The 13,544-nt window shown below is 64.2% G+C and carries 19 protein-coding genes and 1 tRNA gene; 14 read left to right on the top strand and 6 right to left on the bottom strand.

All coding sequences use genetic code 11. The annotated features are described in order from the left end of the window. The 3 genes from MKL01_RS20850 to MKL01_RS20840 form a co-directional block, all read left to right on the top strand. Window positions 1–249 (top strand): transposase (locus tag MKL01_RS20850; protein WP_243907103.1); only part of this gene is annotated, 249 nt, incomplete at its 5' end. Between the two features lie 445 nt (window positions 250–694). After that, window positions 695–949 carry a hypothetical protein gene (locus tag MKL01_RS20845; protein WP_243907102.1) on the top strand — a complete coding sequence of 85 codons (255 nt, stop codon included), beginning with the start codon at window positions 695–697 and terminating at the stop codon, window positions 947–949. Window positions 950–1,259: 310 nt separating this feature from the next. Then, entirely contained in the window at window positions 1,260–4,286 is a 3,027-nt protein-coding gene (locus MKL01_RS20840; protein ID WP_243907101.1) for an EAL domain-containing protein, read from the top strand. A 45-nt stretch (window positions 4,287–4,331) separates the two neighbouring features. On the opposite strand, the gene MKL01_RS20835 is transcribed toward MKL01_RS20840, so the two are convergent. Together MKL01_RS20835 and MKL01_RS20830 are read right to left on the bottom strand one after the other, a co-directional pair. Further along, window positions 4,332–4,739 carry a hypothetical protein gene (locus MKL01_RS20835; RefSeq protein WP_243907100.1) on the bottom strand — a complete coding sequence of 136 codons (408 nt, stop codon included), beginning with the start codon at window positions 4,737–4,739 and terminating at the stop codon, window positions 4,332–4,334. Between the two features lie 84 nt (window positions 4,740–4,823). Next, the gene (locus MKL01_RS20830; protein WP_243907099.1) at window positions 4,824–5,066 is read right to left on the bottom strand and encodes a hypothetical protein; all 243 of its coding nucleotides are present in this window, start codon (window positions 5,064–5,066) and stop codon (window positions 4,824–4,826) included. 157 nt (window positions 5,067–5,223) lie between these two features. Between MKL01_RS20830 and MKL01_RS20825 the strand changes: the two genes are divergently transcribed. From MKL01_RS20825 to MKL01_RS20815, 3 genes are read left to right on the top strand one after another with little or no spacing between them, the layout of a single operon-like run. Continuing rightward, window positions 5,224–6,027: a TIGR04255 family protein gene (locus tag MKL01_RS20825; RefSeq protein ID WP_243907098.1), complete on the top strand. Its 804-nt coding sequence runs from the start codon at window positions 5,224–5,226 to the stop codon at window positions 6,025–6,027. Continuing rightward, on the top strand, window positions 6,024–6,593 hold the full coding sequence (locus MKL01_RS20820; protein ID WP_243907097.1) for a hypothetical protein: 570 nt from the start codon (window positions 6,024–6,026) through the stop codon (window positions 6,591–6,593). The genes MKL01_RS20825 and MKL01_RS20820 overlap by 4 nt, the downstream gene beginning before the upstream one ends. A 17-nt stretch (window positions 6,594–6,610) precedes the next feature. Further along, window positions 6,611–7,465: a hypothetical protein gene (locus MKL01_RS20815; protein WP_243907096.1), complete on the top strand. Its 855-nt coding sequence runs from the start codon at window positions 6,611–6,613 to the stop codon at window positions 7,463–7,465. Window positions 7,466–7,496: 31 nt separating this feature from the next. Here MKL01_RS20815 and MKL01_RS20810 read toward each other — a convergent pair whose 3' ends face one another. Further along, the gene (locus tag MKL01_RS20810) at window positions 7,497–7,862 is read right to left on the bottom strand and encodes a hypothetical protein (RefSeq protein WP_243907095.1); all 366 of its coding nucleotides are present in this window, start codon (window positions 7,860–7,862) and stop codon (window positions 7,497–7,499) included. A gap of 546 nt (window positions 7,863–8,408) precedes the next feature. Beyond that, a tRNA-Cys gene (locus MKL01_RS20805) sits at window positions 8,409–8,484 on the bottom strand. Window positions 8,485–8,718: 234 nt separating this feature from the next. Between MKL01_RS20805 and MKL01_RS20800 the strand changes: the two genes are divergently transcribed. The 8 genes from MKL01_RS20800 to MKL01_RS20765 all read left to right on the top strand — a co-directional run bounded on the left by MKL01_RS20800 (window position 8,719) and on the right by MKL01_RS20765 (window position 12,150). Next, a complete protein-coding gene (locus MKL01_RS20800; protein WP_243907094.1) occupies window positions 8,719–9,507 on the top strand; it encodes a transporter substrate-binding domain-containing protein in 789 nt (262 codons plus the stop codon). A gap of 54 nt (window positions 9,508–9,561) precedes the next feature. Continuing rightward, window positions 9,562–9,879, top strand: coding sequence for a hypothetical protein (locus MKL01_RS20795; protein WP_243907093.1), 318 nt, complete (start codon window positions 9,562–9,564; stop codon window positions 9,877–9,879). Then, a complete protein-coding gene (locus MKL01_RS20790; RefSeq protein ID WP_243907092.1) occupies window positions 9,876–10,151 on the top strand; it encodes a hypothetical protein in 276 nt (91 codons plus the stop codon). The genes MKL01_RS20795 and MKL01_RS20790 overlap by 4 nt, the downstream gene beginning before the upstream one ends. Window positions 10,152–10,469: 318 nt before the next feature. After that, entirely contained in the window at window positions 10,470–10,703 is a 234-nt protein-coding gene (locus MKL01_RS20785) for a hypothetical protein (protein ID WP_243907091.1), read from the top strand. 33 nt (window positions 10,704–10,736) lie between these two features. Further along, window positions 10,737–10,970, top strand: coding sequence for a hypothetical protein (locus MKL01_RS20780; protein ID WP_243907090.1), 234 nt, complete (start codon window positions 10,737–10,739; stop codon window positions 10,968–10,970). Window positions 10,971–11,196: 226 nt separating this feature from the next. Continuing rightward, a complete protein-coding gene (locus MKL01_RS20775; RefSeq protein ID WP_243907089.1) occupies window positions 11,197–11,520 on the top strand; it encodes a hypothetical protein in 324 nt (107 codons plus the stop codon). A gap of 102 nt (window positions 11,521–11,622) precedes the next feature. Then, window positions 11,623–11,844 (top strand): hypothetical protein, encoded by a 222-nt coding sequence (locus tag MKL01_RS20770; RefSeq protein WP_243907088.1) that lies wholly within the window; start codon window positions 11,623–11,625, stop codon window positions 11,842–11,844. Window positions 11,845–11,985: 141 nt separating this feature from the next. Further along, entirely contained in the window at window positions 11,986–12,150 is a 165-nt protein-coding gene (locus MKL01_RS20765) for a Flp family type IVb pilin (RefSeq protein ID WP_243907087.1), read from the top strand. A 164-nt stretch (window positions 12,151–12,314) separates the two neighbouring features. Here the strand turns inward: MKL01_RS20765 and MKL01_RS20760 are convergent, their stop codons facing one another. Further along, a complete protein-coding gene (locus MKL01_RS20760) occupies window positions 12,315–12,491 on the bottom strand; it encodes a hypothetical protein (protein ID WP_243907086.1) in 177 nt (58 codons plus the stop codon). Between the two features lie 125 nt (window positions 12,492–12,616). Next, window positions 12,617–13,489, bottom strand: coding sequence for a MipA/OmpV family protein (locus MKL01_RS20755; RefSeq protein WP_243907104.1), 873 nt, complete (start codon window positions 13,487–13,489; stop codon window positions 12,617–12,619). Window positions 13,490–13,544: the final 55 nt, after the last annotated feature.

Here is a 13,544-nt window from a genome sequence, read left to right as displayed (position 1 = left end):
CGCACGCCGGTCCACTACGTGACCAAACACCTGCAGCAAGGCATTGAAAGCGACCACTTCCGGGTGAAACGAGCGATGCCAAGAGTGGGCGGCTTCCGCTCGTTCAACACGGCCCGGCGCACGATCCGCGGCTTCGAGGCGATGTTGTGGCTGCGCAAAGGCTTCGGGTTTGCGGGGATCTGGACCGTGCGCGAGCAGAACCAGCTGCTCGCCTGCTGCTTCGGCCTTCCCGTCACGAACAAAGCATGAAAGCGAGACGGTAGACGCCCTTCCGCGGCTCACAGCCGGGTTTGCGACACGCCCCTTTTCCGCAGCCTTGCGGCTGACCGGTATCAGCTGTGCGTCCGGGTGCTTCTGAAAACCCGATGAGCACACCCGGTTTCGGTCTTGGTATCTTATAGGGGCTGGCTGGGTGAGATCACGGGGTGAGCAGACGCGGAGAGCTTCCTCGGCCTCAACGGATCGTTGACCACCGTCCGGTAGGGTTCTCGCAGCGACCGGGCTCGATGCCCGAACGCCGGCAGAGCAGCATGGCCCCTTCCCCCGGCGCCTTGCAGCCTCGTCAGCGTTGTCGCGTGATGGGCCGTCCCTGACGAGGTGTCGGGGGCGGCCCTTCTGCGTTCAAGGGGCGCCGGCTGACTGCGGCAGCCTGTCGATCTGGTGCTGCTGAGCTTGCCGGCGTATCAGCCCCGACATGTCCAAGCGTGCACGACAACTCCCACAGGAGCGGGGCTTCGTCCTGTTCGACGTCGTCTTCGAGGACGGCAGTCGAGCCTCGAACCGACGCGTGCCGATGGAGATCCTGGGCGGCCTCGACGGCGATCAGCCGGCCCGCGAACTCATCGAGCAGCATGAGGCCGAGATCGCCCAGAAGGTAGGTCGGCCGCTGCGAACGATCCAGAACCTGACGCGCGCTGCCAAACCGGAGCCGAAGCCTGTGCGGGACTAGGCGATCTTTCGTTCGGCGCACTTCTGCAGCGTTACCCGCACCTGCGCGACATGCGGGACTTCAAGATCCCCAGCAGAGCTGGCGCTGCCAAGTAGCGAGCTAAGGGTGAGCGAGGCTCAGCATGTGTGCGAAGATCGGCAGTCGATATTTCATTGCATCACCGAAACCGCGGCTTGAAATGCAGTTTTAGCCAATCATCAATCACAATGGAGACATCGTTCAGCGCGTTAGATATCCTCGGGCGAGTTAATTTGGCCTTTAACAATCTCTGGTAGAAAAGTGCACGCGACCGAGTGTGTCGAGCTCCGCCATGCCACCTCCTGCCTTTGCGCCCGTCTCCGACGAGCGCGATGTCCATCTCGACGCCATCTGCCGAACCAGTGTGGCGCTGTTCAGCACGCGGTATGCCTTCGTCACGCAACTCGATGTGGACCACCAATGGTTCCTCGGACGTGAGGGCTTAAACACGGTCTCGACGCCTCGGGCCGCCAGCATTTGCGCATCCACTATCCAGGGCGGTCGATACGAGCCGCTCATCGTGCTTGACGCGCATCGCGATCCCCGTTTCGCCAGCAACCCCTCCGTTACCGGCGAGCCGTTCCTGCGCTTTTACGCCGGCGTACCGATCTCCTTCGCGGACGGCATCAACGTCGCGACCGTCTGCATCGCTGATCCGTCCCCGCGCGCGAGCTTCGGCGAGGAAGAGCAACGACGCCTGCGCGACCTTGCCCTATTTGTCGAAGCCACATTGCGCGGGCGCATCGCCCAGGCCGAGGCTGAGCGGGCGCGCGCGCAAGCCGATGAAGCCTACGCCACGCTGCATGCGGAGACGGCGCAGCGAACCGCGGCGGAGGTGCTCGCCGCCGGCCGGCAGACGCAGTTGCAGGACGCGCGCGACGCCGAACGCTGGGTCGAAGAGGCGGCCGGCTTCGGCCGCTGGACGATCGATGTCACGGCGGGCAGCGTCATCTGGTCGAAGGGTATGGCGCGCCTGCTCGGGCGCGAGGAGTGGGCTGAGCAGACGATCAGCCTCCGGCAGCACATCGCATGCTGCCATCCCAGCGAGCGCGCTCTGCTGCGCGCAGTAACCCGTCGAAGCGCGTCCATCCCCGCCAGCCGTGCGGACAGCACCTTTATCCGGCGCGGGCAGATGCTGCGCGCAGACGGCGCGGTGCGCGAGATTGTCGTGCATGGGCGGACGGTGCGCGATGCGGCGGGAGCTATCACCTCTATGTCCGGCATCACCCTTGATGTTACGGATCTTACTCGCTCCGAGCGGGAATTGCAGGCCTCGGAGATGCGACTGCGCACAATCCTGGACCACATTGACCAGGGTCTCGTCATGACCGACGCGGACGACCGCGTCCGCGTCTACAACCGGCGTGTTGCCGGCATGATGGGCGTGTCGGAGGATCTGCTGCGCGACGGTGTTCACTTCGCTGACGTGCGAGACTACCAGGCGGCACAGGGCGAGTTCGCGCGCTTGCCCGAGCACCTGAAGCGCTGGCTGGAGCGGGGCGATCCAGAGGCGTGCGTAAACGATTATGAGCGCGTGCGCCCGGACGGCACTGTGCTCCACGTTCGCACCTTGCCGCTTCCGGGCGGCGGACTGGTGCGCACCTTCACCGACGTCACGCAGCGCCGCACCGCGGAAGCTGCCGTGCGTGAGAGCGAGCGCCGTTTCCGTTTGCTCGCCGAGAACTCCAACGACGTCTTCGTGCTCGGCGATCTCGACATGCGTCGCCTCTATGTATCGCCTGCGGCCCGTAGCATGCTTGGGTACGAACCAGAGGAACTCATCGGCAGCACGCCGCTCGACTTCGCCCATCCTGACGACGCGCACATCTTCTCCGACCTTTGGGCGAAGGTGCAAAGCGAGCGGGACGGGCGGTTCATCGCCTGCATGCGCTATCGCCACAAGGCTGGCCATTACATCTGGATCGAGGCTTCGGTGAGCCTCGCTCGCGAGTCCGAGAGCGACCGAGTGATCGGCTACGTCGCGGCCCTGCGCGATGTCACCAAGCGCCGTGAGGCGGAGGAGCAGGTCCGGCACATGGCGCTGCACGATGCGCTCACCGGTCTGCCGAACCGCACGCTGTTCCGCGATCGGCTCGACCAGGCGATCGCTCATGCCGCCCGATCCGGCAATGCCTTTGCCGTGCTGGCCTGCGACCTCGACCGCTTCAAGGCCGTCAATGATAGCCTCGGCCACCCGGCCGGTGATGCTTTGCTGCGCATCGTGGCCGAGCGCATGCAGGCGGTTCTGCGTCCCTACGATACCGTCGCCCGGCTTGGCGGTGATGAATTTGCGATCGTGCTCACCTACCTAGACGCGCCGTGCTCGGCCGTCGGCATCGCCGAGCTGCTGATTGCGGCGGTGAGCGAGCCGATCGACCTCGATGGACAGACGGTCGAGGTCGGGGTCAGCATCGGGCTAACGCTCGCCACTGACCCAGACTCGAGCGTAGATGAGTTGTTCAAGCGGGCCGATATTGCCCTGTACGAGGCCAAGGCCGCCGGCCGGAACACCTACCGCGAGTTTGAGCTAGCCGCGGGCGCCCGCGTCGCCACGCGCAGCCAGCTCGGCCTGGACATGAAAGAGGCGATCCGGCGCGGTGAATTCCGGCTGGTCTACCAGCCAGTGGTCGATGCCGCGACCGGCGCGGTCGTCAGCTTCGAGGCGCTAATGCGCTGGCGCCATCCTATGCAGGGTGAGATCTCGCCAAGCACATTCATCCCTCTGGCAGAGGAGACCGGGCTGATCGTGCCGCTCGGTGTCTGGGCGCTGCAGGAGGCCTGTCGCGAGGCGATGAACTGGCCCACTCACATCCGCGTGGCGGTCAACGTCTCGGCGGTGCAGTTGAGGCGCGAGGGTCTGGAGGCGGTGGTGCTCTCCACGCTGGCGGCTAGCGGTCTGCCGGCGACGCGGCTGAAGCTGGAGGTGACCGAGAGCGTGCTGATGCAGGACGCGGACACGGTGCTGGCCTGCCTGCACCGGTTGCGTGGCCTCGGCGTACTCATCGCCCTGGACGACTTCGGCACGGGCTACTCGTCCCTGAGTTATTTGCGGCGCTTCCCCTTCGACAAGATCAAGATCGACCGGGCGTTTGTGCGAGACATCGCCGACCCGGACGCGGCGGCGATCGTGCGTGCGGTGGTCGGTATCGGCGAGCGGCTGGGCATGGGCATCGTTGCCGAAGGGGTCGAGACCGCTGAGCAGCTCGATCTCGTGCGCCGAGAGGGCTGCACGCTGGTTCAGGGTTTCCTGTTCAGCCGGCCCCTCCCGTCCCACGAGGCGCGCCTATATATCGAGGCGGCTCAGGCGAGTGCGGCTTAACGACCGCTTCTGGACGAGGCAGTCCTATCTCTTCCGCCGACGGCATCAACGCACCTTAGCTAGGTTGAGGAGCGCTACGCCCATCGCGGCGACGATGTTCCCGCGCCCGCGCCAGGGCAGGATCTGCGCCTCGGGCAACGGATCGGCCGCCACCTCTGGCATCACGGTCTCGGGCGCCTCGGCCTCGCGGTCCTGGTCGTTGCCGCGCATGTAGACGACTTGGCTGCCAGTGGCGTTCTCGGGCGCCGCCAGGGACGGCTCGTCGTCCGCGCCGTCCTCCAGGTCCGGCTCACCGTCCATGCGGTCGAGCACGGCGATGATGCGGTCCGCCGCGTCGAGGGCGGTCTGTGCCGCCTCCTCCAGGCTGGCGCGGAGTGCGGGCCCGGCTAGCGGCTCCAGCGCTGCCGGGGCGGCCGGTTTCGGACGCGGGGTGAAGGTGAGCACGTCGCCCATGGTGGTGTCTCGGGTGTGATGGAATAGCCCGGCTGGATCCGGCCGGGGCGGTACGCACGACACGCGAAGGGGTAGGAGCCGCTGTCAGCGGCCCCGGCGCTCGGCTGCGGCATGGGCCAGCAGCTCGTCGGCGAAAGCTTCGATCTGATCTGGGTCGCCGTTCTGGATCACTGGCGGCGCAATCATCTCCAGCCGGGTCTCGCGGTCGTGGCGGCCCGTGGGCACGCGCCGCCGGACCTCCTTGTCGACCACGCTCTCCACGTCGGTCAGCGCGTCGCCGAGCCACTGCACCAACTTGCCGGCGTCGTTGTAATCGGAGGCGCCCAAGGCGTTGACGCTTCGCTGGCACCGGGGCCACCACGCTGCGACCCAGCCGCGGCCTTACAGCTCCAGATCCGAGTTATCCCGTACGAACTTTCGGCCTGGGAAACCCACCTCAAAGTGTTTAGTTGAGTGTGTAGCGCGACCTGCATAGGAGGGTGACATGGCCAACCTCCCGAACGCACCGCTCGTCTACACGCTCGGCGTGGCTCACTTCCCCGCGATCCCCAATCCCCACCACTTCGCCTCGCTCTTCCATGAGGCCATTCGGGCCGAGTATCCGCACTACCAGCACATCACGTTGCCGCAGGTCAGCGTAACCGCCGGCCCTGAAGGCCTGAAGCTTGAACAGCACCTCTCCCCGATCTGGCAATTCTCCGCCCCGGATCGATCCTGGGCATTCATCCTCACGCCTGCCCTGCTCGCGATCCACACGGTGGCTTACAGCACTCATGGGGACTTCATTGACCGGCTGCGCCATGGCCTGTCGCGCCTCTTGGCTGTCGACGGCATTGGCATCTCGTACGTTGGAGCCGTGGGCGTACGATATGTCGACCGGGTCATCCCGCGCGAAGGGGAGGTTCTTTCGGACTATCTGAAGGAGTTCGTGTTGCCGCCTGAGTTTAGCGGGTTGGCCGACCTGAAGCTGGAAGAAGGGGTCTATGTGTCCCGCTACTCCACGCCCGATGGCGACCTTCGCTTCCAGGTTTTACGGAACCCCCCTGCGGTGCTGCCCCCTGAACTGGAGACCGCTCTTACCCAGCAGAACGGATGGAAATTCGACCGTCCGAGCGGTAGCTTTGCCGTTGTGGATATCGATTATGGGGCGCGCTTTGAGCCTCCCAAGCCGATGGACGTCGATTTCGTCTGTGATCGAGTGTTGCGCCTTCGCGGCCGAGCCAAGGCTGTCTTTGAGAACATCGGGACATCGCATGCTATGAGCGTCTGGAACGAGAAGCGGTCATGACAGTCGCCCTCACACCAATCGCGCCCGGTCCAAGCGGCCTTCTATTCGCCTTAGGCATTCAGGCGCTTTCAAGCTTTGCCTGGGCACAGACCAACCGGATCGAGCCGACTGGCTCGTACGTTCATGCCGCCCCTCAGGAGGCCCCGCAGGCCGTAGTGCTTGATGCCCAGGAAATGGCTCAGTCGCTAAGGAGCGCCGGCATGCCGGTCGCGGCGATTGCCGAGATGGCGCGCGTCGAGCGCAAGACGATTTATGCTTGGCTCGACGGCACTGACGCGCGCGCTGAACGGGCCAGTCGGCTCGCCACTGTTCACGGCCTTCTAATGGCGGCAGGCATGGACCTACGTGCGCTCTGGCGGGTCGGCGAGCGGCCGCTCTCGACTGGACTGACCCTGCGCCAGATCCTCAGAGCGGAAACACTCGATATGCCATCCGTGATTGCGGCACTCGAAGAGTTGCGACCCGCTGTTGATCGGCATGCCCGGCGCGAGGCTAAGCGCGGGTCAGTCCGGCCGGGTGCCTCCAACCCCATTATCGATGAAGTGGCTGTGGCCGACCTGGGCTGAGGGACTGTCGTCGGCACATGGCCACAGAGACAGGAGAAAGCGGGTTCGGCGGCCCCGAAGCAGACAAGCTGCTGGCAGATGGCTGGACCCAGGGCAGTCTCTTCCTGCCCAACGAGCACGTCGGAATACCTGAGGGTTTGGAGCGACCAAGCGCACACCTCATCGTCTGCACGCAGGCTTGCAGCCTCGTCTCGGACAGCCTCAGGAAGGATCCTTGGGTCGAGCTCGCTGTAGTGGTCCCGGTCGCGACCTACTCGGGGAAGTCGGGGGAAGCCACAGGCAAGAACGCGCGCCGGTACCACTTACCCGTGTCGGGAGCGGCCTTTCAGGCGGTAGATATCGACATCAACGCCCGCTTCGCGGTTCGCCGCGAAAGCCTTCTGCATTTCGCCCCAGGCCAAGCCAAGGCCACTGAAGAGGCGTGTCGCGCCTTCGCTGGGTGGATCGGGCGGTACTACACCCGCATCGCGCTTCCGAACGCGCTCGTGGCTCGGTTGCGCGGCTCTGTCTTCGAGCCGCTGGAGAAATTCTTCAAAGGGTCTCCCAAAGGAGGTGGCCCTAAGCAGTACGAAGGCGTGCACAGCATCTATGTTCGCTGGAAGCCATCGACGGAACTCCAGCCCAACGAGAGCTATGACGTCGACTTCCTGATCCTCCACGATGAGGGGGCGGCTGCAGATGCTCTTGAACGGCACCTCAGCGAGATTGGGCTCGACCCGGGAGGCCGCGTCGAGAAGCCGGGCCTAACGGTTAGTTGTAGCGCCCAAGCTCGAAGCGAGACCGTACTGACGGATCTCGACGGCTACACCAGACTTTCAGAGTGGGACCACCTTACCGGCCTTGATGAAGTCGCCGGGATGCCAGCGTCTTGAGATTGGCTGCGCCGAGGCAACGGTAGAACCGTCACCCCTCCCCGCATGCCAACCTGATGTTGGAGGCTCTGGACACCTGGCGCCCGGTCTCCCGGCCCGCATAGTCGATGTCGGGGTTGAACGACTGCTCGCGGAAGGGTTGGGCCGACGTCCGGTTGACCTCGGCCTTGGCTAGTTTGAGCGCTTCGGCGGCCGGGATCGCGAGGCGGAGAAGGATGGCGAAGCCCTCCACGACAAGATCCTCGGCATACTGGTGGCCGCGGGCAAGGTCGCGAAGCTCCGCCAGGTATCGCTCTGGGTTCTTCCGAACCCGCTTTCGGTAGTTCCAGCGCCACCAGATCGCGGGGCCGCGTTCAGATCGAAGCTCGGCTTTCTTCTGAGCTATTTTCTTGGCCATCTGCTCCGGAGACCGGATGCGCCGGCCACGCAGGCTTGGGTCCCGCGGGATGCCAAGCTGCTCGCACTTCCACCATTGAGCAGCCAGGCTCCGGTCAGGCAGGACGCATCGTGGACTGGCCCAAAGGGCCGCAAGCTCCTGAGCTGTGTAGGGATCATGCCTGCCGTGGCAGCGCTCGGGCTGCAGCGTGCCGTTGGCCGCGCGCTTTACCATCCCACGGGATCGAGAGATGATTTTGGTCATTCGGCTTCTGCACTGGGTTGAGCAGTAAATTCCGTTCGCTGTTCGAGGCTCGAACGACTGCTGGCAATTGGCACAAGCTACCATCGGCGGCTCTCCGTAACCGACTCGATGGCATAACCGTGTCGGGTACCTCGACCGCGCTCAATCGGGGTAGGCGGGATCCTCTTGGCCCGGCCATGAAGCTTGGCGAATCAGTCTAGCGATTGGCTATGAAGGGCCCTGCCCTACCCCGCGCGACCCGCCCGCGTGCAGGACGGCTAAAATCTCACTGCGCAAAGCGAGCCAGATGATGGCAAGGCGTGTTGGAGGCCGGGGTCCGGAGTCGAACCGGACGTGCGAAGCGTTGCGGGCTCCTGGCTGGACACTCACCCACCTGGCCGCTCTCTTTGCACCATGCGGTGACGGCAGGCTCAAGGTCATGCAACGAAGGATCCCCGGATGTTCGCCGATAACCTTAGCGGCTCCCTACCAGTGCGGACTGTCGGCCTCTCGTTCATCCCCGAGAACGGCGGCGGGGCCGGGATCCGGTCCCGGGAGCAGAAGGGTTAGGATCCAAGAGCGTCTAACTGGCTTCATCTCAGCCACATCGCATGCCACCTGATGGATGCCCTCGATGCGCGTCGCAAAGCTGGCCGGTTCACTTTTCCTGATCGCCCTGCCGACATCCGGACACGCTCAGGACGCTGCAGTTCGGACCGGATTGGCACCGACAGGGACGCTGCGCGTCGGCGTGGCCGAAGCTCCGACCCCGGGCGTGCTGTTCGTTAGGCGCGGCGCCGATGGTATCCCGCAAGGTGTCACGGTAGATCTCGCGCGGGATCTGGCTCAATCCGCCGGCTTGCCGGTGGCCTTCACGGTGTTCCCAAATACCGGTGAGATCACGGAGGCGACCAACGCCGGCCTGATCGACGTCACTTTCATGCCCATCGACGAGGCGCGTCGGCAGAAGGTCGATTTCGGTCCAGGCTACTACAATCTGGAGAGCACCTACCTCGTCACGGAGGCAGCCGGCGTCTCGGATGTGGTAGGCGTGGATCGCCCCGGCATGCGCGTGGTCGGGATTGCCGGCTCGACCACGTTGCGGGCCTCGGCGCGAACGCTGAAGACGACTAAGCCGGTGCCAGTCGGCTCCGTGGCGGAGGCGATTGACCGGCTGCGCTCAGGCCAAGCCGACGCCCTGGCTCTCGCGCGCGATCAACTGCGCCCGGTCCAGCCGCTGGTGCCGGGGTCACGGGTCGTAACCGGCAGCTTCCAGCAGACCCTGATCGCCGTCGCTGTTCCGAAGGAGCGAGCGGCCGCATTGGCCTATGTTGACACTTGGTTGAACGAGGCGAAGCGATCAGGCCTTGTGCGTCGGATCTTCGATGAGCAAGGTCTGCGTGAGGATGTCGTTGCTCCCTGACAGGCCGATCGGCCGGACGAGCAGCGAGCACCTGAAGGCGAAGGGCTATCTGAAATGACGGAGCCCGGCGGCCAGCCCAACAAAATGGCTGAGGTTGCCGGACTTGCGGCGTCGATAGCCGACCGCATCCTTGAACAGCACGGGGCAGGCACGTCGATCCCGCCGGAGCAATTCAGGATGCTCGTTCAAGCTGCCAAGATGCTCCTCGACAACGGTGTGCAGTGGCCGCCATCGGTGGCGTACCTCGTGATGGAAGTCGAGAAGCGGGTTCAGGAAGCCGAAGCGGCTGCATCCGAGCCTTCTAGCGGTCGCAAGGGCGACAACGTGGTGGAGTTGCCGGCACAGGGGCTCAGCACAAAGAAGCGGGTATGAACCAGGCACCGATGGACGAGGACTGTGACTTCGAACACTCCCGCCTCTCGGGTGTCTTCATTCGCGACGGCATCGTGGTCGATGTGGAGATCTATCGGGCCGCTGGAACGCAAGATCCGTGGCAGTTGGAGGTGGTTCATCTGACCGGTGGCTGCACCGCTTGGCCCGCGCGCTTCGCAACAGAACTAGCCGCCTTCCGAGCCTTCTGTGAAGCGATCGTCGATTATGGGATCAGCTCCTTCACTAGGCCGCAGCTGAAGCGACTGCACTGACCCCATCCCCCGCCTCGTGGAAGAGGCGCTGAAAACGAAGCGGTCGAAGCCGAGTCCGAACGCTCTACATGGCCCGTATGCCCACGCTCGGCCTTAAGCTCCCGCTCCGCATCTGCATCCTCGAAGACGCGGCCTGCGTCGAGGACGCCAACGGCCGACGGACCGGTTTCGTCGCTTGGTCAGATGGCAGTGGCGGCACAGACGATGAACCGTTCACGCGTGCCGAGGCCATCGAGCAGGTCCGTCTGATCGCAAGCGCGTGGGCTGCGGCTTTGGTCAGCGGGGGCACGCTCGATACCGGCCCTGCCCCCGAACCAGGTGCCGCAGCTGCCGAGCCCTCGCCAGAAGGATGAAGCCGCCTTCGAAGCCGCCAGCGTCATCTTCATCGAAGAGAATGGCGAGGCGCCGGGGCTGCGGCTGCGGAACGGTCCGAACCCGACCCTCCTCCTGGTCAGACAACCTCGACACCGTCATCCCGGCGGCTATCCTGCCGGGATGCGCACAGCCCTCGCCGCCCTCGCTGTCGCTATCGGTGGGGCGCAGAAGGCCTGACGCGCCAGCCGCCGCTCGGTACACTGGCGAGCGATGCACAAGCTGCCACCTGCCAGCCTCTACCGCCTCCAAATCCTCGCCCAGACCGGGGCGCGCTTCTATCAGGTCTCCGTCTACATGCGGCGCTTGGAGGTGCTGGGTCTGGTCGCAGCCACTGGGCGGACGGTTCCAGAGCGAGACAGCGCCGAGTACGAGATCACCGATGCGGGCCGAGCCGAGCTGGAAGAGCGCTATGGACCGGCATCGATAAAGCCTGTCACCACTTGAGCCTACTGCGCTCACACCTTCACGCCTGCCCGCTGTTGGACGCCATCGCGTAGGCCCGGCTGGACTTCGCTGTTCATACACCTGTGCTCAATAACAGTTTTCAGAAACAAAATCGCAATAAAATGGAGACTTAGAATTCAATAACCATCCGCGAAGTCAGTTTGAACCGATCGAAGCCGAGCCCTTTTAGAGAATGGTAGCGGATCATCGAATTGGGGAAAACATTATGGCGGATGAGCCATTGCCGAAAATTTATGACCTTCTGCGGTTAGCCGGCGAACTTGCAGAATATGTTTTGAAAAAACGCGCTTCTGGTCAGTCTATCACCGCGACCGAGGCCGCGGCACTGCAGGATGCCGCAGCAGTCCTCCAGAATTATGAAGTGTCGCCGTCTAACATCGTCACAGAGGCGTTGCGAGCCTATGACGAAGATCGCATGCGGGACAGCGGGAGCTATGAACAACCTCCGAACATTGAGGCGGAAATCATCCCGCTTCCAAACGCCGACGCGCTTTCACAGCGGGTCTTCAGCATGCTGGGCTTCAAGTAGGGGGCCACCACGACTGCCCGCTGTTGGACGCCATCGCGTAGGGCCGGGGGTAGCCGCAACTTCCGGTTCGGATCTCAGTTGTAGCGCGGTCAGGAGGCTTCGATGCTCCCAGTGCTCGCTGCTGCCGCTATCATGCTGATCGCGCTTCCTCTGAGCGCCTATGCGATCCAGCACGCCAGTGATCACGGCCACGACGTGCGGGATGCCGTTCTCCTCCTGCTCGTGCTCGGCGGGTTGGCGGCAGCGCTCGGTATGGCGACCTTCTATCCCGATTGGATGATGGGGCGAGCTGCGCAACCGGAACTGCAAGGCATCCGCGTCTGACCAGCCAGTTGACTATTCCTCCTTCGCGATCTGCCGCTCGTGGTTTTGCACGATGTCGCGGCCGAGACAGACCTTCACGGTCCGTAAACACGCCGACGCTATCACAGCCTCGTGATGACGTAATCGGCGCAGGACCGCGTGATGTCTCAGCTGCTACAGCGGTTCGCCCGAGACGAGACCGGCGCTACCGCCATCGAGTACGGCATGATCGCTGCCCTGATCGCCGTCGCCATCATCGTCTCGCTCAGGCTAGTGGGATCAAGACTCAGCGCGAAGTTCAGCGCGATCTCTGGCAATCTGAACTAGGTCAGCGTCGGCAAAAAGTAGCCAGCGCCGGCGAACCGGGCGGGCAAAGGTCGTGAGGACGCCCGGATCGTAGCTCATCCCTCGACCGGGGAGCCCATGATGACCGCGGTCGCCACCATCGTCCGAAGCAGGTCCGACGCGGTAGCCTTGTCTGCCAGCAGCGCCTAAGCCTCTGGGTGCATCTCGATGGCCCTGGCGACGTCGATGCGGTGGCCGGACCTGAAGACGAAGGGCGGTGCGCCCTCGTCCTTCAGGAAGGCCGCGGTTGCCGCCGCGATCTCGTCGTCCGTGATCTCAGCCTTGCGGCGCAGGTCGCCGACGCTTGGGATTTCTTTCGCCATGGCGGAGAGCTATCGCGGCTCCCCTGCCCCGTCCATCGTCCTGGATAACAGCACCGAGCCCTATCAGCCTGCGATCAGGTCAGGCGGGGGGGGGCGAGCTTGCTCAACACACGCACGCCGACAGATCAAAACAGTGCTGGCGTTGTGAACGAGTAGTCGATCTTGACGCCGAACTGAAACTGGTCCGGACTGCCGAAGGGACGGCGCACCAACGGGCTGTCGCCGGAGGCACCCAAAATCCGAGTGTAGCCGGCAAAAGCGGTGTATGCCCAGGTTTCGTTCTGCGTGTAGGTCACTGCGCCGAGTACACCAGCCGAATAAAAGCTTCGCGGGTCATAGGGGGTGATCCGTCCGTTCAAGGCGGCTTCGGCCGGTGAGACGCCGAAATACTTTCTGGCGAAGCTGGCATCGCCGATGTTGAAGCGCGGCCCGATGGAGAACAGGAGCTTCTCGGTTGGGATCAGGTAGTCGGCCGCTACCGAGCCGACCGTGCCGTGGTGCCCATAGATACCCTGCCGAGCCTCCACGCGGGTGCGAATGAAGGAGACGGGATAGAACTCCGCGAACACGCCTGGCTCAACCGCGAAGCGCGCGTCGCGAAAGCCGAACAGGTGGCGCCGGTCGTCGCCGTAGTAGCGGCCGGGCACGATGCGAACGGTCGGGCCAATCCGGAACACCGGATCATCGTAGAGGGACAGGCTGAAGCCGTCGTCCGGCGCCGAGAAGCGACGCGGCTCGCCCAGGCGTCGGATGTCGATGGATGGATAGCCCACCGCCGTGTAGTTGCTGGCCCCGGGATAGCGCGGCACGACTTGGAGCGAGCCGCTGACCGTCACCACCCAAACGCTTGGATCGATCTGGGCGAAAGTCGGCACCGGACGTGGCAGGACCGCGCCCAGATCCGCAGCGTTCGAGGCCGTCATGCCGAAGGCGGCAAGGAGTGTGCCTGCGCCGAAAAGCGCGCAGAACCGCTGAGCACGGTGAGATAATTGCGTCATGGCCACGCTTTATGACGCCATTTGATCCAGCCCGCATACGCATGAACGGCAACTC

Source organism: Methylobacterium sp. J-070 (genome assembly GCF_022829385.1).
GTDB lineage: Bacteria > Pseudomonadota > Alphaproteobacteria > Rhizobiales > Beijerinckiaceae > Methylobacterium.
The sequence above is the reverse complement of the archived record's forward strand: the minus strand, read 5'-3'. Positions and strand labels throughout refer to the sequence as shown.